This is a genomic window from Clostridium sp. KNHs205, assembly GCF_000702945.1.
In the GTDB taxonomy this organism is placed as follows: Bacteria; Bacillota; Clostridia; order Lachnospirales; family Lachnospiraceae; genus Anaerocolumna.
Map to the genome: position 1 here is coordinate 4,620,335 of NZ_JNLE01000003.1, position 19,666 is coordinate 4,640,000.

At 38.1% G+C, this 19,666-nt stretch carries 16 protein-coding genes, 1 rRNA gene and 1 other annotated feature (1 of these 18 only partly in view); of the genes, 6 read left to right on the top strand and 11 right to left on the bottom strand.

The window, feature by feature from the left end; translation table 11 throughout:
• The first annotated feature begins 197 nt into the window (after nt 1-197).
• Nucleotides 198-1,361 (top strand): PucR family transcriptional regulator, encoded by a 1,164-nt coding sequence (locus BR73_RS0119205; protein ID WP_033166861.1) that lies wholly within the window; start codon nt 198-200, stop codon nt 1,359-1,361.
• Here the strand turns inward: BR73_RS0119205 and tyrS are convergent.
• The gene (gene tyrS, locus BR73_RS0119210; RefSeq protein WP_033166862.1) at nt 1,354-2,562 is read right to left on the bottom strand and encodes a tyrosine--tRNA ligase; all 1,209 of its coding nucleotides are present in this window, start codon (nt 2,560-2,562) and stop codon (nt 1,354-1,356) included. The two genes, BR73_RS0119205 and tyrS, sit on opposite strands and share 8 nt — an antisense overlap.
• A 90-nt stretch (nt 2,563-2,652) precedes the next feature.
• Nucleotides 2,653-2,910 (bottom strand) — a binding site (T-box leader).
• A 210-nt stretch (nt 2,911-3,120) separates the two neighbouring features.
• Between tyrS and BR73_RS0119215 the strand changes: the two genes are divergently transcribed.
• The 4 genes from BR73_RS0119215 (at nt 3,121) to BR73_RS0119230 (ending at nt 6,389) form a co-directional block, all read left to right on the top strand.
• Nucleotides 3,121-3,723 carry a TetR/AcrR family transcriptional regulator gene (locus BR73_RS0119215; protein ID WP_033166863.1) on the top strand — a complete coding sequence of 201 codons (603 nt, stop codon included), beginning with the start codon at nt 3,121-3,123 and terminating at the stop codon, nt 3,721-3,723.
• A 159-nt stretch (nt 3,724-3,882) separates the two neighbouring features.
• Complete coding sequence (locus tag BR73_RS0119220) at nt 3,883-4,764, top strand: ABC transporter ATP-binding protein (protein ID WP_033166864.1); 882 nt, start codon at nt 3,883-3,885, stop codon at nt 4,762-4,764.
• 4 nt (nt 4,765-4,768) lie between these two features.
• On the top strand, nt 4,769-5,572 hold the full coding sequence (locus tag BR73_RS0119225) for an ABC transporter permease subunit (protein WP_033166865.1): 804 nt from the start codon (nt 4,769-4,771) through the stop codon (nt 5,570-5,572).
• Nucleotides 5,573-5,594: 22 nt separating this feature from the next.
• On the top strand, nt 5,595-6,389 hold the full coding sequence (locus BR73_RS0119230; RefSeq protein WP_033167645.1) for an ABC transporter permease subunit: 795 nt from the start codon (nt 5,595-5,597) through the stop codon (nt 6,387-6,389).
• A 416-nt stretch (nt 6,390-6,805) separates the two neighbouring features.
• Here BR73_RS0119230 and ung read toward each other — a convergent pair whose 3' ends face one another.
• The 5 genes from ung to BR73_RS0119255 all read right to left on the bottom strand — a co-directional run bounded on the left by ung (nt 6,806) and on the right by BR73_RS0119255 (nt 10,831).
• Entirely contained in the window at nt 6,806-7,480 is a 675-nt protein-coding gene (ung, locus tag BR73_RS0119235) for a uracil-DNA glycosylase (protein WP_033166866.1), read from the bottom strand.
• Nucleotides 7,481-7,484: 4 nt separating this feature from the next.
• A complete protein-coding gene (gene hisF / locus BR73_RS0119240; protein ID WP_033166867.1) occupies nt 7,485-8,249 on the bottom strand; it encodes an imidazole glycerol phosphate synthase subunit HisF in 765 nt (254 codons plus the stop codon).
• A gap of 9 nt (nt 8,250-8,258) precedes the next feature.
• The gene (gene hisH, locus BR73_RS0119245; protein WP_033166868.1) at nt 8,259-8,864 is read right to left on the bottom strand and encodes an imidazole glycerol phosphate synthase subunit HisH; all 606 of its coding nucleotides are present in this window, start codon (nt 8,862-8,864) and stop codon (nt 8,259-8,261) included.
• Nucleotides 8,865-8,994: 130 nt separating this feature from the next.
• Complete coding sequence (locus BR73_RS0119250) at nt 8,995-9,438, bottom strand: MarR family winged helix-turn-helix transcriptional regulator (RefSeq protein WP_033166869.1); 444 nt, start codon at nt 9,436-9,438, stop codon at nt 8,995-8,997.
• A gap of 337 nt (nt 9,439-9,775) precedes the next feature.
• A complete protein-coding gene (locus BR73_RS0119255) occupies nt 9,776-10,831 on the bottom strand; it encodes an epoxyqueuosine reductase (RefSeq protein ID WP_033166870.1) in 1,056 nt (351 codons plus the stop codon).
• A gap of 887 nt (nt 10,832-11,718) precedes the next feature.
• On the opposite strand from BR73_RS0119255, the gene BR73_RS0119260 reads away from it, so the two are divergent.
• A complete protein-coding gene (locus tag BR73_RS0119260) occupies nt 11,719-12,087 on the top strand; it encodes a VOC family protein (protein ID WP_033166871.1) in 369 nt (122 codons plus the stop codon).
• Nucleotides 12,088-12,209: 122 nt separating this feature from the next.
• On the opposite strand, the gene BR73_RS27650 is transcribed toward BR73_RS0119260, so the two are convergent.
• The 5 genes from BR73_RS27650 to BR73_RS0119285 all read right to left on the bottom strand — a co-directional run.
• Entirely contained in the window at nt 12,210-13,610 is a 1,401-nt protein-coding gene (locus tag BR73_RS27650; RefSeq protein WP_051685328.1) for a hypothetical protein, read from the bottom strand.
• A 113-nt stretch (nt 13,611-13,723) separates the two neighbouring features.
• A complete protein-coding gene (locus BR73_RS0119270) occupies nt 13,724-14,614 on the bottom strand; it encodes a chemotaxis protein (RefSeq protein WP_033166872.1) in 891 nt (296 codons plus the stop codon).
• Nucleotides 14,615-14,881: 267 nt separating this feature from the next.
• Complete coding sequence (locus BR73_RS0119275) at nt 14,882-17,065, bottom strand: endo-1,4-beta-xylanase (protein ID WP_051685329.1); 2,184 nt, start codon at nt 17,063-17,065, stop codon at nt 14,882-14,884.
• Nucleotides 17,066-17,271: 206 nt separating this feature from the next.
• On the bottom strand, nt 17,272-17,778 hold the full coding sequence (locus BR73_RS0119280; protein WP_051685330.1) for a deaminase: 507 nt from the start codon (nt 17,776-17,778) through the stop codon (nt 17,272-17,274).
• 253 nt (nt 17,779-18,031) lie between these two features.
• Nucleotides 18,032-19,666, bottom strand: a 23S ribosomal RNA gene (locus BR73_RS0119285) (it continues 1,275 nt past the right edge of the window).

Consider the following 19,666-nt stretch of genomic DNA (forward strand, 5'->3'; position numbering starts at 1 on the left):
ACTGTTCATCTTATGAAAATCCTTCTGTGTCCTTGTAATTTTTACAAGACTTAATTATTGACATAGTAAAAATTACTTAGCATAATAGAACACATAAGAATTATTATATAATATGGTTTTTTGGTCATTACCGCCTCCAGATAGATAAACCCCAAGCACAGGTAATTATCAAACATTCCCCAGAAAGGTCATATGATATGATACAATTATCTGAATTACTTCACCTTAATATATTTGATAGATTTAACCTTATTGCAGGGGAAGAAGGGCTGACTAAGACAATATCCAATGTAGTTATATTGGAATATGAAAGTATCGAAAATAATTATAATGATTTTAACAAAGGGGACTTTGTACTAACCTCTCTGTTTTTTGCGAAAGACCATATAGATTATATTTATGATGCTTTTCAACATCTGATGGAACGTGATGTATCCGGAATTGGTGTAAAGACTGTCTATTTTAAGGAATTGCCTCCTGCCTGTATCCGTCTTGCAGAAGAGAGAAATATACCAGTCTTTCTATTTTCCGATGTGTACATGGAGGATATTGTTATTAATGTATACGACTACATAAAGTCAAAGCAAAGGTATTATTATCATGAAGAAAAAATACAAAAGCTTCTCAACACCTCTTTAACTCCCCCTGAGGTCCTCTCCCATGCCAAGGAGCTGAGCACTGATCTCGGAGCAAATACTGCCACTTTATATTTGCTTCGGAAAGAACCGGAAGGAGAGAATCAAATATTTCGTACCTTTAATCAACTTCAGTATCAAAGAGGGAAGAACCCCACCCTGCCGCCTTACTTCTTAGCAAAATACAAAAAAGGGTTTCTGCTCATTTACTATTATGACAAAGCACCTATCTATTCTCAGGCTGAGAAAGCCTTGTCCTATTTGCTTAACTCCCTGTACATTGACAGGGAGCAATATTATACCGGTATCTGTGACACTTATCATCCCTTGGATCAGTTAGACCTGAGTATTCGAAAAAGCATCTACTCTGCTCTTACCGCCCGTTTCACAGGGGTGCCAGAGATGTTAAGCTCAGCCTTGGGATTGTATCATTTCCTGCTGCCTCTGACAGAGAATAAATCTGCCATGGAATACTATCATACACTAATGGATAAGCTAAACCGCCATGATACCGAAAACCATTCAGATCTTACAGGAACCTTAAGGACCTTAAACAAATGTAACTGGGATATAAAAGCTGCTTCCATGGAAATGTTCCAGCATCAGAATACTATCCGCTATCGCCTTTCAAAGGCTAAAACCTTACTTAACACCCCATCAGATATCTTATTTACACAACTGATCAACACTCTTTTATTTTTGGAAGAATGGCAGTTTGTTATTTAACGATCCGAAGAAACTTCTTTTTACCTATTTTTAAAACATCCTGGCAAGCCAGAACTCTATCAAGTTCCTGGGTGGTAAGTAGCTCACCATTTATAGAAATGCCTCCCTGCGACAACAGTCTTCTGAATTCACTGCCGCTCTGTACATATTTTCCCTGCACAAGTAAGGGAATGACACCTGCAAGGGTATCTTTATCAAGCTCTATGGTCAGTTCAGGGATCTGATCCGGTATGCCTTTTTTATGAAAAGCTTCCAGATAATAGGTTTCGGCCTCTGCCGCCTTGTCTCTGTGATAGAGGGTTGTTATTACCCTTGCAAGCTCGTATTTGATATCTCTTGGATTAGCTCCTTTCTCCAACTCTTCCTGCAGCGCTGCTATCCTGTCCGGATGTTCATCTGTAACAAGTTCAAAGTATCTGATAATCAAATCATCCGGCACTTCCATTACTTTCTTAAACATAACTCTGGCATCTTCATGAATACCGATGTAGTTGCCGAGGCTCTTACTCATCTTCTCCACCCCGTCAAGTCCTTCCAGAATAGGAAGAAAGACAGCAGCCTGAGGTTCCTTGCCCCTCCACTTTAAAAGGCTTCGTCCCATAAGAATGTTGAAGGTCTGATCAGTTCCTCCTATTTCAATATCCGCATTCAGAGCAACAGAATCATATGCCTGCATGAGGGGATAGAAAAATTCATGAAGCCCGATTGGAATATTGTTCTTATATCTTTCTGTAAAGTCATCCCGTTCCAATATCCTTGCAACTGTTACAGAGGAGGCCAGACGTATGACTTCTTCAAAATTAAGTTCTTTCAGCCAGCTGCTGTTAAATACCACTTCAGTCTTTTCTCGGTCCATGATTTCAAATATCTGATCCGTATAGGTTCTGGCATTCTCTTTAACTTCTTCTTCACTTAGTGCCGCTCTGCCTTTGGATTTGCCGGTAGGGTCCCCGATTCTTCCGGTAAAATCACCAATGACGATTACAGCCTTATGCCCCATATCCTGCATCTGCCTGATCTTACGCAGTACTACACTATGTCCCAGGTGAATGTCCGGAGCACTGGGGTCAAGTCCAAGTTTTATTGTAAGTCCCTTATTCTGCTCTACTGCTCTCTTTAGCTTATTCCTTAAATCCTCCTCTCCTACGATTTCTTTAGCCCCTTTGGCTATGATTTTCATCTGCTCTTCAACGGATATCATTTTTTCTGTCCTTTCTCATTTAATATTTATGAGATAAGCACTGTTTATAAAAAAACTTTCCCAGAACGTAAAAAAAGCCCACATCCTTCTAAAAAGGACGAGAGCATATATCCCGTGTTACCACCTTTAATTTATAAACAATTCACATTGCTTACCTCTTCGAGTACTCCATTCATGATGGGTTATACTCTAGCACGATAACGTGTGCAGGTTACGTCGCAGCCTACTTTAATTGTTCGGTGCGCAGCTCAAAGATGTATTCATATTCAGATTGCCATGCACCTCTCATCAACCGGTTGCTTTCTGTATGGATTACTGATTATTACTTCTTCTTATCACAGCTTTTTGTTTGTATGAAATTAAGGCTATTATAGGGAGCATTTTTTGATTTGTCAAGTACAAAATTTATAAAATATTTAATTTTTCCTATTGACCGAATCGGTTTATAGAACTATAATAGCATTAACCGAATCGGTTTACGGAACTATAACAATATTAACTGAATCGGTGGAACGCTACTAATAATTTTACTATATTACAGATATAACGAGGTTAACGATGGAGAATTTCACGAATCTGCCAGAGGAAAAGCAGCAGAAAATCCTAGAGGCGGCTTTAAAAGTATTTGGCGCACACACTTATAAAAAAGCATCTGTAAGCGATATTGCCGCTGAAGCTGGTATTTCAAAGGCAATGGTTTTTCACTACTTTGGGACAAAAAAAGATATGTATCTTTACCTGGTTCGATTTTGCAGTGATCTTCTGATAAACGAAATCAAATCTAATTTTGATGAGAGCGTTACAGATTTTTTTGACCGTATAATTTTAGCTTCTGATGTTAAGATTGCGGTAATGAAGCAATATGCAGCCATACCAGCCTTTTTAACAAATATCTATTTTGAAGAAGACCCTGCAGTCAGAAATGATATAAAACTAATTTTGGCAGAAGGCGAGATTTACCGGAACCATATAGCATTTGAGAATATGGATATTTCGAAATTCAAAGAAGATGTTGACGTTAAGCTAGTTATGAAAATGCTTATCTGGATGGCTGAGGGTTTTGCAAAAGAGTTCTCAACGAATAATTATGCAGATTTAGAAGCCCGCTGCCAGGAGTATTACAGATGCATGGATATACTGAAAGCAAATTTATATAAGTAGAATTACGTTGGTTACCTGTTCTGATTATAACATTTCAGTAATTCTATCATTTTATACCTTAATAGGCAATTATCGCTTTCTGCCATTAATTTTTCAGTAAGCCCATCAGGCTTCTTATATTAGATTTCTTCCGTTATAACGGGGAAAGAGGAGGTAATTATGAATGTTATAGAAATTAATAATTTAACAAAAAGCTATGGCAATTCCAGAGGGATCAGGGATGTATCCTTCCAGGTTACGGAAGGCGAGATATTCGGCTTTATCGGACCAAACGGAGCCGGCAAATCAACTACCATCAGAACCCTTTTAGGTCTTATCTATCCTGATTCTGGAACCGCAGCTATTTTCGGAAAGAACTGCACTGCGAATCCTGAAGTAAGAAAAGAACTGGGTTATCTTCCTTCTGAAGTATTCTATTATGATAATATGAAAGTCATTGATTTGCTTGAATATTCAGCCAGTTTTTATAAAAAAGACTGCAGCAAAAGAATCCAGGAGCTTGCTAAGATCATGGATTTGGATCTTAAGAAGAAAATAGAGGATCTTTCCTTTGGGAATAAGAAAAAAGTCGGAATCGTACAGGGTCTTCTCCACGAACCAAAGCTGATTATCCTGGATGAACCAACCAGCGGCCTTGACCCTCTGATGCAGCAGAAATTCTTTGAGCTGATGGAAGAAGAAAATAAAAAGGGAGCTACCATCTTCTTTTCTTCCCATATTTTAAGTGAAGTTCAGAGATTGTGCAGTCGTGTAGCTTTTATTAAAGACGGTAAGCTTATTAAACTCGAGAAGATGAGCAGTCTTTCAGAAAACAGCTATAAGAGAGTTCACCTGGAGGCCAGAACAACAATGGATTTAGGTGGCTTCAAAGTGCCCGGTATCAATGATCTCAAGGTGAAAGAAAATACTGCAGACTTTATATTTAAGGGTAATCTGAATGATATTTTAAGGAAAATAGCAGAACTGGACCTTAGGAACATATCCATTACCGAACCGGATCTGGAAGAAATCTTTCTGCATTATTATGCAAAGGAGGATTAAAAATATGAATATTATAGGTTTTGAGTTAAAAAGCCAGCGAAAGAGTACAATTATCTGGATTCTTTCACTGATTGCCCTGGCTGCTCTTTACTTGTCCATGTTTCCACTAATCGCACAGGACGGCGAGGAATACAAAAACCTGCTTGCAAATTATTCACCTACCATACGTGAGATGCTGGGAATCCAGATTGATTATCTGACCTCCCTATTTGGTTATTATTCCATGATCTTTTCCTTTGTTTTATTAGGTGGTGCTATTCAAGCTATGAATCTGGGGCTTTCTCTGCTTACAAAGGAATCAAGAGAAAGAACTGCTGATTTTCTCTTTGTGAAACCAATATCCAGAACCACTGTCATAACTGCTAAGCTAACTGCCGCCTTTCTGCTGCTGATAATAACAAATACGGTATTTTTTGGTAGTTCTTTCCTCCTGGCTACTTTAGTAAAACAAGAAGATTTTGAATTCGGAACATTTCTTTTGATAAATTTAACACTACTGTCCGTTCAGATAATTTTCTTTTCCCTGGGACTTGTTATTTCTGTTTTCTTTCGAAAACTCAAAACAGTATTACCACTGTCTTTAGGTATCGTTTTTGGCTTATACCTGGCAGGTTCCTTACTTACAACCGGTGAACATGGAAATATCGTGCGTTATTTTACCCCCTTTAAGTACTTTGATATTGTATACATTATCCAGAACAGAAGTTATGAATTGTCCTATTTCTTAACGGGGTTAGCTGTAACAGTAATATCCATTACTGTCAGTTATATTTTATTTGTAAGAAAGGATATCCATGCTGTCAGCTGATGGAATGGTGAAAGGAGCAGATATGAATATATTTAAACACGAAATGAAATCCAATCGTAAATCACTGCTTATCTGGAGTATATCCATGGCATTATTGGTAATAAGCGGCATGGGTAAGTATACGGCTTACACAGCCGGCGGTGATAGCAGTGATATTTTTGATAAGATGCCCCATACTATGAAAGCTTTGTTTGGTTTTTCTTCCTTTGATGTAAAGACCCTGAGCGGATTCTATGCCTTTCTTTTTACCTATATTGCAATAACTCTGGCTATTCATGCCGTTTTACTCGGAAACAGTATCATTGCAAAAGAAGAAAGAGACAAAACAACTGAGTTTTTAATGGCTAAACCGGTGTCAAGAAAAGCTATCCTTACGGCAAAGCTTCTAAGCGCAGCAATTAATCTTCTTGTCTTAAATGCAGTAACTTTGATTTCTTCTCTGCTTATTGTTGCTTCCTTTGACGGCGGAAGTGAGATTACACCAGTTATAGTCTGGCTGTTAATCAGTATGCTGATACTCCAGGTCCTATTCTTAGCCTTTGGTGCTCTTTTAGCATCAATAAAAAAGAAAACAAAGGCAACCGGTTCCATTGCCTCCGGTATGGTAATAGCCGCATATTTTGTTGCTAAGATTACAGATTTGACAGACAGCTTAAACTTTCTTAATATCCTTTCTCCCTTTAAATATTTCAGCTATCCGGAAATAATTAATGGGAATGGGTTAAACATTATTATTGTTGTCCTGACGCTGCTTCTTTCAGTTTTTATCATTTGGGGTACTTATAAGTTTTATGCAAAGAGAGATCTGGCGGTTTAATTGTATTTTATATCTGCATAAACCTTCCTCAATAAACCTTATTTTATCTTAGCAGCATATAACTATTTCACAACATTCTGATTAAAATGTCTACGCTGGACTCTACTACCCTTCCCCATCCTTCATGAGGGGAGGGGTTTTCTTTCTTTTTTGTCTCAATAGTCTTATGAGTACTCTTACAAAAGCGCTTAAGTACATGGTGGTGCTTTCAATGGCAGACCTGATAGTTGAAGACAACCTTTTCTATGAGCAGAGAAAAATGCAATAACATAAGAAGGCTCTTCAATGGCATTACTGACATTGGAGAGCCTTTGTAAATATATTTCGTTTGCTATATGTACTTTATGTAGTATCGTTTTCATAGAGCTAGCATATCTATTATTTCAGCCTGATTCCTTTATGTAGCTTATCTTTAATTAAACATCTTCAATCTGCCAGTCAATTGCAGCAAGCCCATTCGCCTTTAAGAAGTCGTTGGTCTTACTAAAATGCTTACAACCAAAGAAACCTCTGTAAGCGGAAAGTGGACTTGGATGGGGTGCTTCTAATATTAGATGTTTTGGATTAGTCAGCATGGATTTCTTTAGTCCAGCCGGTCTTCCCCAAAGAAGGAATACAATAGGCCTGTTTTCTGCGTTTACAGCATGAATTACAGCATCGGTAAATTCCTCCCAGCCTCTGCCCTGATGTGAGTTGGCCTGATGTGCCCTTACAGTCAGAACAGTATTCAGCATTAGCACACCCTGACTTGCCCACTTTACCAAATATCCGTTATTAGGAACGTTTAGTCCCATATCATCCTGGAGTTCCTTATAGATGTTAAGGAGTGAAGGCGGTATATCAACTTCCGGCTTAACGGAAAAACACAGTCCGTGGGCCTGATTGACATTATGGTAGGGATCCTGTCCCAGTATAACCACCTTTACTTCACTTAAAGGAGTAAGATGAAATGCATTGAAAATATCCTCTGACTTGGGAAATATTTCGTAACATCCATATTCTTCTTTCACAAAGCGGTATAGATTAGAATAATAAGGTTTCTGAAATTCTCCGCCAATAGCCTTAAGCCAGTCATTTGTAATTCCACTCATATCTTTAGTCCCTTCTGACACTTATATCGTTTTCTGCCAGATAATCTTTTAAATCTCTGATTTCCAGCTCTTTATAATGAAACAGTGATGCTGCTAATACAGCATCTGCTTTTCCCTTTGTTAATGCTTCCAGAAAATGTTCTTTCTTTCCTGCTCCTCCGGATGCTATAACCGGAATAGATACATTATCAGAGATAATTCTGGTAAGCTCTAAATCATAACCATCTTTGGTTCCGTCACAATCCATACTGGTTAACAGAATCTCTCCTGCTCCAAGCTTATCCGCCTGCATAGCCCACTCAACCGCATCAATGCCCATATCTACTCTGCCACCGTTTTTATAGATATTCCAGCCTGAGCCATCCGGCCTTTTTTTTGCATCCATTGCAACTACCACACACTGACGCCCGAACTTCTCCGCAGCTTCTGAAATAAGATTGGGGTTTAGGATGGCTGCTGTGTTTACTGCTATTTTATCAGCGCCTTCTCTTAGAATTGCTTTAAAATCTTCTATACTTCTGATTCCACCACCTACAGTAAAAGGAATAAAGACAGTCTCAGCCACTCTTCTTACCATATCAAGCTTTATATCCCTTGCATCCGAAGAAGCTGTTATATCCAAAAACACCAGCTCGTCAGCACCTGCTTTATCATATGCCTTCCCAATTTCCACCGGGTCACCAGCATCTCTTAAATTTACAAAATTAATACCTTTTACAACTCGTCCGTTATGTACATCCAGACACGGGATTATTCGTTTAGTATACATTCTGGCCTCCTATATTCCTGCAAAATTTTTCAGTATTTTAAGTCCGACTTCACCGCTTTTTTCAGGATGGAATTGGCAGGCAAAGATATTGCCCTTTTCCACTGCTGCATGAATATGAACGCCGTATTCAGTAGCTGCAGCCACTTCCGCTTCTACTTCTGCCTTCAGATAAAAAGAGTGCACAAAATATACATAGGATTGCTGTTCGATGCCCTTAAACAATCTTGTTTTAGTATTTACCTCAAGAGAATTCCATCCCATATGAGGAATCTTAAGGCCAGGTGTGTCCGGTATCAGTACTACCTTCCCCTTTAAAATACCTAAGCCTTCAACACCCGGTGCTTCTTCACTGGACTCAAACATCAGCTGAAGTCCCAGACAGATACCAAGGAAAGGTTTACCACTGGCTGCTGCCTCTTTGATAACATCCACCAGATGAAAATAATGAAGTTTTTTCATAGCATCGCCAAAAGCTCCTACACCAGGTAAGATAACTTTGTCCGCTGCCAATATTACCTCTTTGTCCCTTGTTACTACTGTTTCTTCTCCCAGGTATTGCAGAGCCTTTTCCACACTCTTTAAATTGCCTGCATCATAATCAATGATAGCTATCATGTCTTTGTCCTTTCCGTGAATGTTCTTCTGATCAGCTCTTTTATTAATTAACTAATATAGTCATGATTCTATAATAGCATATTCATAAATACAAGTCCAAAAGAAATTTTATGCATTCTAAGGTATAGGCTCACTTCATCTTCTTTAGAACAGACAGGGTTTTAAGAAAGTTTTCGTATTCCTCTATTCCAACAGTCTGCTCCAATTCTGCCTGGGCCTCTTTCCACAATGGCAATGCAGCTGCCAGTACAGCTTTCCCTTCCGTACTTACTGTAATCCTTTTTTTTCTGGAGTCCTTTTCTTCTGTTTCAACTTTAACCAATCCATTCCTGCGAAGCAGCTCTATATTCCGGGTAACTGTTGTCTGATCCATCATGGCATGTTCTGCTAGTTCGTTTACCGATATCCCTTCTTCTTTATCTGATATGTCATTTAATAAGGAATATTGAGCAGATTTAATTCCTGCCGGCTGTAAGGCTTTATCATAATATTGTGTTATCACTCTGGTGGTCATTCGGAGGTTTCGGCATGCACACTCATGCAATTTAAAATTATTGTCAGTTATTTTATTCATTTCTTTGCTCCTACTAATTAATGAAAACACTACGGTAATATTAATAGTAATGTATTATTGGGTCATTAATAATGGTAATGTATTATATTGGGCATGTATTATCTGGCATATATTATTTGACATGTATTATTTGGCATATATTATTTGGCATATATTATTTGACATGTATTATTTGGCATATATTATTTGGCATATATTATTTAGCATATATTATTTGGCATATATTATTTGGCATATATTATTTAGCATGTATTATTTGGCATGTATTATTTGGCATATATTATTGAGTATATACTAATGGTCATTAATTATAGACATTCTTATCTTAAAATAGATATCAGTCCATGTCAACACCATTATCAATTGTCAGTCTCCGCTTCCTACAGATATACTCAGCCATTTCTCTTACTTTTTCATATTCACTATTGCAGGCTTTTATAATCAGCTCCCTGTAACCTTCCTTATACTGATTATTCATGAAGTTCAAGACATTTACCTGCCATTTCCATAGTTCCTCAGCAGTCAGGTAGAAGAATTTAGGTTGAATCCTATTCCTGTAAAAGTCTTCCTTCATATTCATAATACCTTCTGCAGTAAGTGACGAGGCTAATTCAGCCAAACCGTTGAAGCTTTTCCCTCCCTTCCATTTCTTGTGGTTCATCGGGCAGACGTCCTGACATATATCACATCCATAAATACATTCTCCAAACTGCTCTGCCAGGGGTTCAGTGTGAAGATTCCTCCCACCAAAGGTCGTAAGAAATGATATACATTTCAGTGGGTTCATGGTATACCCCTCTGTTAATGATTTTGTAGGGCAGGCATTTACGCAGCGGTTACATCCAGAGGGACAGGGTTTAATATCTGTTACATGACACAGTTCCATTTCTCTGTCCGTAATCCAAGCTTCAAGATGAACCCAGGAACCAGACTCTGAGTAAAAGAAATTGTTTCTTCTTATGACACCAAGCCCGGCCTCCAAAGCAGCCCATCTCATACCTACTATACCGAATTTATGATTTGCTGCTATTTTCAACCCAAGTGACTCCATAAACCTTTCGAATTCATTACGATTTTTATTTTCGTCTGAATTCTCATCTATTCTTATGTCATAAAGATAGGACTTACCGATATGACCTTCTAATTCCTCCGGCACGTTATATTTTGAATAAGGTATAGTGATAACAATAATGGATTTTGCCCAAGGATAATCAGATTGAAATTTAAGTAGTCTTTTCTGCCCCTCATAAAAGGGCTCAGATTCTTTTACTTTATCCAACCGTTCCTTAAACTTCTCATTATAACCCTTCATTCGGTCCGTTGAGATGATACCGCATTTTTCAAAACCTAAGTTTAATGCTTTCTGCTCTATTAACTGTTCTATACTATACATATTAACACCTTTCCTTTTTGTTAGTTTCTCAGTCTACAATCTTTGTCCTTTATATTTTCCTATTATCTTTGCCTGGTATTTTCGTCTATTATTACCACCTTTTTTATGGCCTTTTGTCTTTGTCTGGTATCTTCATCTTTTATCTCTGCCGTTTTCTCCTCCTTGTATCATGGTCTTTTTTGTCTTTGTCTGGTATCTTCGTCTGATATCTTCGTCTTTTATCTCTGTCATTTATCTCTGCCTTTTATCTCTATATTTTTTTCTCCTCCTTGTATCATGGCCTTTTGTCTTTGTTTGGTATCTTCGTCTTTTATCTCTGTCATTTATCTCTGCCTTTTATCTCTGTATTTTTTATCTACTCCTTGTATCACGGCCTTTTTCTTCTTTGGTATTCTACTTACTTATGTCGCTTCTACTATTCTGATTTTACTTGAATTCCTGTTTTATTGGGATTGATTCATCAACTTCCTCTCCTTATCAATTAGTTTCATTTTTCATGTATATACATATATATTTGAAAATTAATCTGATTCGCACTTTTTGTGATTCAGTCAGTTCTCTTTAGTATTTATTCATATATATTTAGCTCAAAGAGAATTAATTAAATAAGTATAATAATGTTGCTCATCAATTAATAATTTATATTTATTTTTACATGTATATACATATTTATTCTTATATTATCAATCCCATCTTAATATGTCAAGTTTATTAAAAGCTTTCTTATATAAGAATAAAAATATTGATATAATGATAAGATCTAATCTATAATATATATCATCCACATGTATCTTTTTTTTGTAATTACACATGTAAATAAATAATCCAATATAAATTAAAACACAGAGGAAATTCAATTTTACATTTAAATTATCGGGGGAAGATTAATGTACAGGTCTATGATGCAGGTTTTTGTTAAGAGAAGTAATCAGGCTCTTGAGTTTTATAAAAATGTATTTGATGCTGAGTTAATATGTAGCTATTATAATTCAGACGGAACATTAATGCACTCTGAGCTGGATGTTTTTGGCCAAATAATAGCAGTGAGCGAATTAAATGAAGTAAATACTGTTTCAGGCAATACTATGATGTTCTGCTTGCACTTTGGGGAGAGAAAGGAAGCTATTGTTCAAAAAATTTATGCTTCAATCAAAGTTGGAGCAAAGATTCTTTATCCGTTGAGCAAATGTGATTATAGTCCGCTTATGGCAGATATAATTGATAAATTTGGAGTTCGCTGGTGCATATTTGTATAAGGCTCAATATCTGAAGTGTAATAATTATTAACAAATGCCATGTGCTACATTTAAGCAGCTCATGGCATTTACTAATAAATAAAGAATACATTTTATTAAAAAGAATACATTCTATTAATATGTTATTTTTTATCACTTGCTAAATTAATTACTTCCAGACTATACTTTGTATGATCAGAAATAGCATTTAATGATTTTGCTTGTTTTTCTGTCATCCCATAATTCTCCTTTAGTTCCTTTAGGATCAGCTTCTTAATAGAACCCAGGTTCTTTTCTATACCAAGCTCAGTTGCGTGCTCAATATGCGTATCATATCTGTTAAGTCCTTTCAGCAAGGAATCCAATGCTTCCGGTTTTTTCTGAAGTTCCGTATAATTGTAATAGGAATTTAATTGCTTATATACATACATAGTCGTTATGATTTTATCATATGTTGCGGCATCTTTCTCTTTGACATTAAGGCCATAGATACTATTATATGCTTCCATATATCTGCCTCTGGAGTAGCTGATACTGGCATTCTTTATTCCCAGATTATAAGAGTAAGTATTCGTTCCTATTATTACAACCCCTGCAATGAGTATAAAGAAAGTCATTATAAACACAATACCGAGAGGATTTAGTTTAATATTATCCTCCGGATCAGGCGGATTTAGTTCGGCTTTGGCTTTCTTCTTCTCTGCTTTTATAGCTGCTTTATCAGTGGCAGCCTTTTTCTTCTCAACTTTTTTTGCATCTGCCGCTTTTTTCTTATCAGCTTTAGCAGCTGCCTTTTTAGCTTTTGCTTCTTTTGCTTTTTCTTGCTTTGCTTTCTCTTCTGGAGATAAGGGTTCCGGTTCCGGCTTCTTAGCCTGAGCTTTGGCAGCTTTGGCCTTCTCAGCCTTTTCCTTCGCTGCTTTCTTTTTGGCAGCTTCCTTTTCTTTTGCTTTAGCCTTCTTCTTATCCTCTTTTGATAGTTTTGAGTCTTCTTTTATAGCTGATTTGTCTTTTTTGTCTGCTTTTCCAAAAAGCCTTTGAAAGAAACCAGGTTTCTTCTCAGTCTCAGCAGTCTCTGTAACAGGAAGTTCTTCATCCTCCAAACGATCCATGGCACTTAATGCATCAGAAAATACATCTCCCATATTATCAAGACTTTTTTCTTTGGTTTCTGATTTTAGCTCTTGTGCTGTAAGAATCTTATCTGCTTCAAAGCTATCGACTGTCTCATTTTCCGGCTCCGGCTCGAAAGTATCCATACCAGCCATATCCAAACCGCTAGTTTCCAGGTCAAAATCATCTAATGAAAAGATAGGTTCTTCCTCTTGGGCTGGCTTTTTAGGAGGCTCCTTGGAAGAGGCATAATCACTATTACCGCCTTTTTGCATCTCATCCTGGGCAGATATCATGTCCAATAAAGCCAGAAGATCATCGTCCGCATCTTCCATCTCAGAATTGTCATCTAATCGGCTGAAGATATCATCATTATTTAATTCATCTTTTTTTGAATCCCCATTATTGTTAAATATATCTTTCTCATCCTTCATGTATAATTAGGCCTTTCTCATGCTACAATATTCTCTGATTAATCAGGCTGTACCTTGCGTAAAGGTTCTCATAACATTAATATCGGCAAGAAACTTAAATTTCTAAACCCCGACTATTTGCTCACTAAACCATCAATTACTTCAATTAGTGTCCCAATCTCCGGTTTGGTAATCTGTGCATCTGCTCCCACTGAACTGCCTTTTACTCTCATTTCGGCATTGATCAGGGATGAAAATATGATGACAGGCAAATGTTTTAAATCTTTATCTGATTTTATCAGTTTAGTAAGATGATGCCCGTCCATTTGGGGCATTTCTATATCTGTAATGATACATCTGGCCTTGTCATTTAATATTCCATCATTTTTGAAATTTTGGATTGCCTCCCAGGCTTCTGCACCATTTTCCTTCATTAAAATATTTGAATAGCCAGCCTTAGCAAGGAACTCACTAATTAACTTGCCTAGTAAAGGTGAATCTTCCACCACCATAATGGGTATGTCATTTCTTTCACGTTTATCAAGGTGAGTAATATCAGACATCTTTAAGCCTGTTTCAGGGTTAATATCTGTTATGATTCTTTCAAAATCCAGAATAACAATCAGCTTATTATTCCATTTTAAAATACCGGTTGCAGAAGCATTTATAGTCTGATCCGGTTTATTGATATCCTCCCAGGAAACACGGTGAATACCGACAACACCGTGAACATGAAAAGCTATGTTTAATTTATTGAAATTAGTAATAATATTCATATGCCCTTCTATATTATTCATCTCAGGGGCATGAAGAGCTTTAGACAGATCAATCAGAGTAATGATATCTTCTCTTGGCATAAAGATACCTTCCAGATAGGGGTGGGCATTGGGGATTGGTGTGGGTTTTTGGTATGGTAATATTTCTCTAACCTTTGCCACATTTATTCCATAAAAGTTATCACCGATTTTAAACTCTAGTATTTCCAACTCGTTAGTTCCGCTTTCCAACAAAACTCCAGTTTCCATTATTATTCCTCCCTTAAGCTCTTTCCCTTACGTTGTAATTTACTTTCTCCGATATGGATAATCATATTATAGTATAAATTTCTACAAAATTCAAACTTATTATACAAATAGTGTTAATTACCTATATAGTGGGAACACTGTTACTTATATTCATTTTTTATATATTGAAACCCAAGAAGAGCCTGTACACAGAAAACTATACTGTCTACAGGCTCTATTTTCTCCTAATTATTAACATTTCAACCAATACTCTAAACTTATTAACAGTTACTCAACTAATTTTCCATTATAGTAAACCTTTAATACCTGATTTGTGATTGCATCATAGGTTGACCAATCCGTCTTGGCAAAGCGTATTTCAATAGATAGATTTCCAGTACCTGCAGCCAATTCTTCACTCTTACTGATACTTATGGTCAATACCTTATTACTTATATTACCCGTCACGTAACCATTCAAGGATTTATAGAAAGGTGAAACAGATAATTTTAGTGCAGCATGATCACACCAAAAATTTTGCTCCTTGTCACTCATGCCTGTTCCAGTAAAAGTTATTGATACTTTAGAAACATCAATGGTACCTTGTGTAGCGGATACCGTATATTTCTGGCTTATATAATTTCCATTATTAGCTGTGCTTACCTCAACTACGGGAATTCCCACTACCGGTTCCCCTGTTGGTGTAACCGTCGGGGTTACTGTCGGCGTAACAGTCGGCGTACTTGTTGGGGTAACTGTCGGAGTAACTGTTGGAGTGACTGTTGGGGTGACTGTTGGGGTAGATGTCGGGGTAGCTGTTACCCCTGTATCCCAATCCTTAATTATAGAATAAAATGCAGGTTTTGCCTTATATGTCGCATCAAACAATAAAGGATAACCGCCAAGCCAGCTGGTTGCATCAGTAATTCCCCAGAAAATTACTGCTGTTATATTTAATCCTTCTTTCTTAAGATTAACCACTTTATCAATCAACAGTTTATAACGGGCTGCCTGATTTGTCAGAGCCGTACTACTTCCGTCCGGTTGTTTGATGTCCAGTTCAGTAAGTTGTAATTCAATTCCTAAGGTATTATATTTCCTTGCAGCGGTTTCAAACATACTAAGACTTGGATAATCCATAGTCCAGTGAGATTGCATTCCCATACCGTCAACCAGATTTTTTTCTCTCAAGTCTTTTAAGATATCAAATATAAAGCTGCTCTTCTTAGATTCATATTCGTTATAATCATTGTAAAATAGTTTGCAGCCTGCGGGAGCATATTTCCTTGCATATTCAAAAGCTTTTACGATAAAATCTGATCCAACTGTTTGCATCCAGGGAGAATTACCTGAAGTTGTATTATTGGAACCAGGATTTCTCATACCCGTAGCAGTATTAGGATCTACTGCCTCATTTACAACATCCCAGGCATAAAATTTCACTGTAGGATAGGTTGCTTTAATCAGGTTCATAAGATTCTTAATATAGTTCTCAAGTCTTGACAGCATAACTTCCTTAGAAGCCCATGATGCATCCGTTGCTGTTGAATAATTCTCCTTAAAGAACCAATCCGGAGTCTGAGCATGCCATACCAGGGTATGTCCTCTTACCGGTATGTTATTATCTCTCGCAAATTCAAGCAACGTTCTTGCCGCTCTCAGATTTACCTGTGGATTTACCTGATCACCGGGATTATCATTCATATAAGCTATTGTAGCATTGTAATCCAATACAGCATCTGGTTTTAATTCATTTCCTATGGTTAAAAGATTATAATGTTTCTTAACCAGCTCTTTTGCTGGAGCCGGGGCTATTTCGTTTGCTGTTGCAGCTGCACCAATACCAAAATATGGTGCAAATACATCTTTAAGACTAGCTATATTTTTCTCAATCTCAGGCAGGACTGCTGGTGTTGCTTTAAAATCGTCCACATAGAAATCCATTAAATCCTGAGCCCCCGCAGATGTCTTATATTCAGACTCTACATAAATAAACACATTGGTTGCATCCGTCGGTATTGTATATTCACCCTCCAGATAGGTCCAGCTTCCTTTATTTACAGTGGCAGATTTTATAGTTTTGTATTGATCACTGACACCATCATTATATTGCAGTTGAAGGTTAAATTTGTATGTACTTGCATAAGCATTTCCTACATATTTTAACCAAATTCCAAATACATAGGTTTCACCAAGTGTAAGATCATTTGTTTTGTCACATGTTGCTCCGTGCCAGGTATTTGTCCGATTTGATACTTTAAGGCTGCTCTCCCCTGAATAAGCCTCTTCTGAACTTAAAGCTACCACTTCAGCATCTGAGCCTCTTGGACCCCAACCGTCTAAGCTGTCTTCAAAATCATCATAAATCAGATTACCATAAGCATTTGCCTTTTCACTTGGTGCATAAAAACTCACTCCAGTTATCAGCAATGCCAACACTGTCATTATTGCTGTTAATTTCTTTCTGTTCATGCATCCACCTCCAATAATTATATATACCTCTCTTCTTATTACTACTATATAGACAAACAAGCAACGGTTGGGGTTTATCTATATGTGTAGTAATTACATTATACTTTAATTTACATTTATTGGAAAGTAGTATTTTTATCCGGTAAAGTAACAGATGATCTTATGTATTTTAGATATTTTAGACAGCTTAAGTCAATCGCAAGATATTATCCGATTAGTGTTTTAACCCAATCATGAAGACGGCCGGAAGGATTGATATCTATATATCGCTTAAATAAATTCCTACTTTCTTTCTCTAAGATACCTTTATATACAACAGGAGGTTTAAAGGAATATTCCGTATGATAATCAGCCCATGTTTTTTCCATCCACACCACTCCGCCGTCCGTAGGAGATTCTATGGAATAATATATTTCACCAACAAATGAATGCATTATTGCACCTAAACACATCATGCAGGGTTCCAGGTTGGTAAATAGCTGCATCTCTCTTCGGACTTTATATGAATATTTTAAACTATCCATTACTAATAAAGCCTGTAATTCTGCATGTACTAAATATCTTCCAGATGCATTCTCAGTAGTGTAAGCCTGCGCTATGATATCATTACCAGAGTAAATTATTGAAGCAATAGGTAGTTCTCCTTGTTTCATACCTTCTTCAGCCAAATCAATAACTAATTTCATTTTTTCTTCAATAGTCATTATCCCCATTATAATAATCCCCTCGCTTTTGTGATCTTTTCTAATATATTACACTTAATGACCTTAAATAAACAAGTGTAAAAAGCCTTCTGCTAAAGAAGATTATAACTTTGGTAGATAATAACAAGAAATTTTGATCCAGCTAAAATAATCTCTACTAGACAACAAAAAAGTTGTATTAAAACAAATTTATTGTTTTAATACAACTTTTTAATATAAATTGTATCTTCAAAACTACACACTTTTTGATTCCATCTAATCTTAGGTCAAGCCCTCGACCTATTAGTATTAGTCAGCTGCATGCATTACTGCACTTCCACCTCTAACCTATCCACCTGATCGTCTTTCAGGGGTCTTACTGCATTCGCATGGGATATCTTATCTTAAGGGGGGCTTCACGCTTAGATGCCTTCAGCGTTTATCCCGTCCCGACTTGGCTACTCGGCCATGCACTTGGCAGTGCAACCGATACACCAGAGGTCAGTCCAACCCGGTCCTCTCGTACTAAGGTCAGCTCCTCTCAAATATCCTACGCCCGCGCCGGATAGGGACCGAACTGTCTCACGACGTTCTGAACCCAGCTCGCGTACCGCTTTAATGGGCGAACAGCCCAACCCTTGGGACCTAATACAGCCCCAGGATGCGATGAGCCGACATCGAGGTGCCAAACCACTCCGTCGATGTGAACTCTTGGGAGTGATAAGCCTGTTATCCCCAGGGTAGCTTTTATCCGTTGAGCGATGGCAATCCCACTTTATACCACCGGATCACTAAGTCCTACTTTCGTACCTGCTCCACCCGTCGGTGTCGCAGTCAAGCCCTCTTATGCCTTTGCACTCTTCGGATGGTTTCCGTCCATCCTGAGAGGACCTTTGAGCGCCTCCGATACCCTTTCGGAGGCGACCGCCCCAGTCAAACTCCCCACCTGACATTGTCCACTGCCCGGATCACGGGCACATGTTAGAAACCCAGTACTGCAAGGGTGGTATCCCAACAACGGCTCTGCGGCAACCGGAGTCACCGCTTCTTAGCCTCCCACCTATCCTGTGCATGCAATACCGAATCCCAGTATCAAGCTAGAGTAAAGCTCCATGGGGTCTTTCCGTCCTGGCGCAGGTAACCAGCATCTTCACTGGTATTTCAATTTCACCGGGTGCATTGTCGAGACAGTGCCCAAATCATTACGCCTTTCGTGCGGGTCGGAACTTACCCGACAAGGAATTTCGCTACCTTAGGACCGTTATAGTTACGGCCGCCGTTTACTGGGGCTTAAGTTCAACGCTTCGGGTTACCCCTAACATCTCCCCTTAACCTTCCAGCACCGGGCAGGCGTCAGCCCATATACTTCACCTTACGGTTTTGCATAGACCTGTGTTTTTGCTAAACAGTTGCTTGGGCCAATTCTCTGCGGCCTGTATTTCTACAGGCACCCCTTCTCCCGAAGTTACGGGGTCATTTTGCCGAGTTCCTTAACAATGCTTCTCCCGTCGGCCTTAGGATTCTCTCCTCATCCACCTGTGTCGGTTTACGGTACGGGCTTATAAAAAACAATAGCGGCTTTTCTTGGCAGTGCCTCCATCAGCTTCCCTACTTATATTTCGGTCCACATCACGTCTTCCCATTGTGGAACGGATTTTCCTGCTCCACTGGTACCTCGCTTGTACCGGGTATTCCTCACCCGGCTCTGACTTTGTCTCTGCGTCCCCACAGTTCTGTTTTTATAAGGTACAGGAATCTCAACCTGTTGTCCATCGACTACGTCTTTCGACCTCGCCTTAGGTCCCGACTTACCCAGAGCAGATCAGCTTTACTCTGGAAACCTTAGATATTCGGCCTGAAAGATTCTCACTTTCATCTCGCTACTCATTCCGGCATTCTCTCTTCTTATCCCTCCACG

Bases quoted from the DNA above. Each gene is read 5' to 3' on its own strand.
- BR73_RS0119205 (WP_033166861.1), top strand. From the start codon at position 198: ATGATACAATTATCTGAATTACTTCACCTTAATATATTTGATAGATTT.
- tyrS (WP_033166862.1), bottom strand. From the start codon at position 2,562: ATGATATCCGTTGAAGAGCAGATGAAAATCATAGCCAAAGGGGCTAAA.
- BR73_RS0119215 (WP_033166863.1), top strand. From the start codon at position 3,121: ATGGAGAATTTCACGAATCTGCCAGAGGAAAAGCAGCAGAAAATCCTA.
- BR73_RS0119220 (WP_033166864.1), top strand. From the start codon at position 3,883: ATGAATGTTATAGAAATTAATAATTTAACAAAAAGCTATGGCAATTCC.
- BR73_RS0119225 (WP_033166865.1), top strand. From the start codon at position 4,769: ATGAATATTATAGGTTTTGAGTTAAAAAGCCAGCGAAAGAGTACAATT.
- BR73_RS0119230 (WP_033167645.1), top strand. From the start codon at position 5,595: ATGAATATATTTAAACACGAAATGAAATCCAATCGTAAATCACTGCTT.
- ung (WP_033166866.1), bottom strand. From the start codon at position 7,480: ATGAGTGGAATTACAAATGACTGGCTTAAGGCTATTGGCGGAGAATTT.
- hisF (WP_033166867.1), bottom strand. From the start codon at position 8,249: ATGTATACTAAACGAATAATCCCGTGTCTGGATGTACATAACGGACGA.
- hisH (WP_033166868.1), bottom strand. From the start codon at position 8,864: ATGATAGCTATCATTGATTATGATGCAGGCAATTTAAAGAGTGTGGAA.
- BR73_RS0119250 (WP_033166869.1), bottom strand. From the start codon at position 9,438: ATGAATAAAATAACTGACAATAATTTTAAATTGCATGAGTGTGCATGC.
- BR73_RS0119255 (WP_033166870.1), bottom strand. From the start codon at position 10,831: ATGTATAGTATAGAACAGTTAATAGAGCAGAAAGCATTAAACTTAGGT.
- BR73_RS0119260 (WP_033166871.1), top strand. From the start codon at position 11,719: ATGTACAGGTCTATGATGCAGGTTTTTGTTAAGAGAAGTAATCAGGCT.
- BR73_RS27650 (WP_051685328.1), bottom strand. From the start codon at position 13,610: ATGAAGGATGAGAAAGATATATTTAACAATAATGGGGATTCAAAAAAA.
- BR73_RS0119270 (WP_033166872.1), bottom strand. From the start codon at position 14,614: ATGGAAACTGGAGTTTTGTTGGAAAGCGGAACTAACGAGTTGGAAATA.
- BR73_RS0119275 (WP_051685329.1), bottom strand. From the start codon at position 17,065: ATGAACAGAAAGAAATTAACAGCAATAATGACAGTGTTGGCATTGCTG.
- BR73_RS0119280 (WP_051685330.1), bottom strand. From the start codon at position 17,778: ATGGGGATAATGACTATTGAAGAAAAAATGAAATTAGTTATTGATTTG.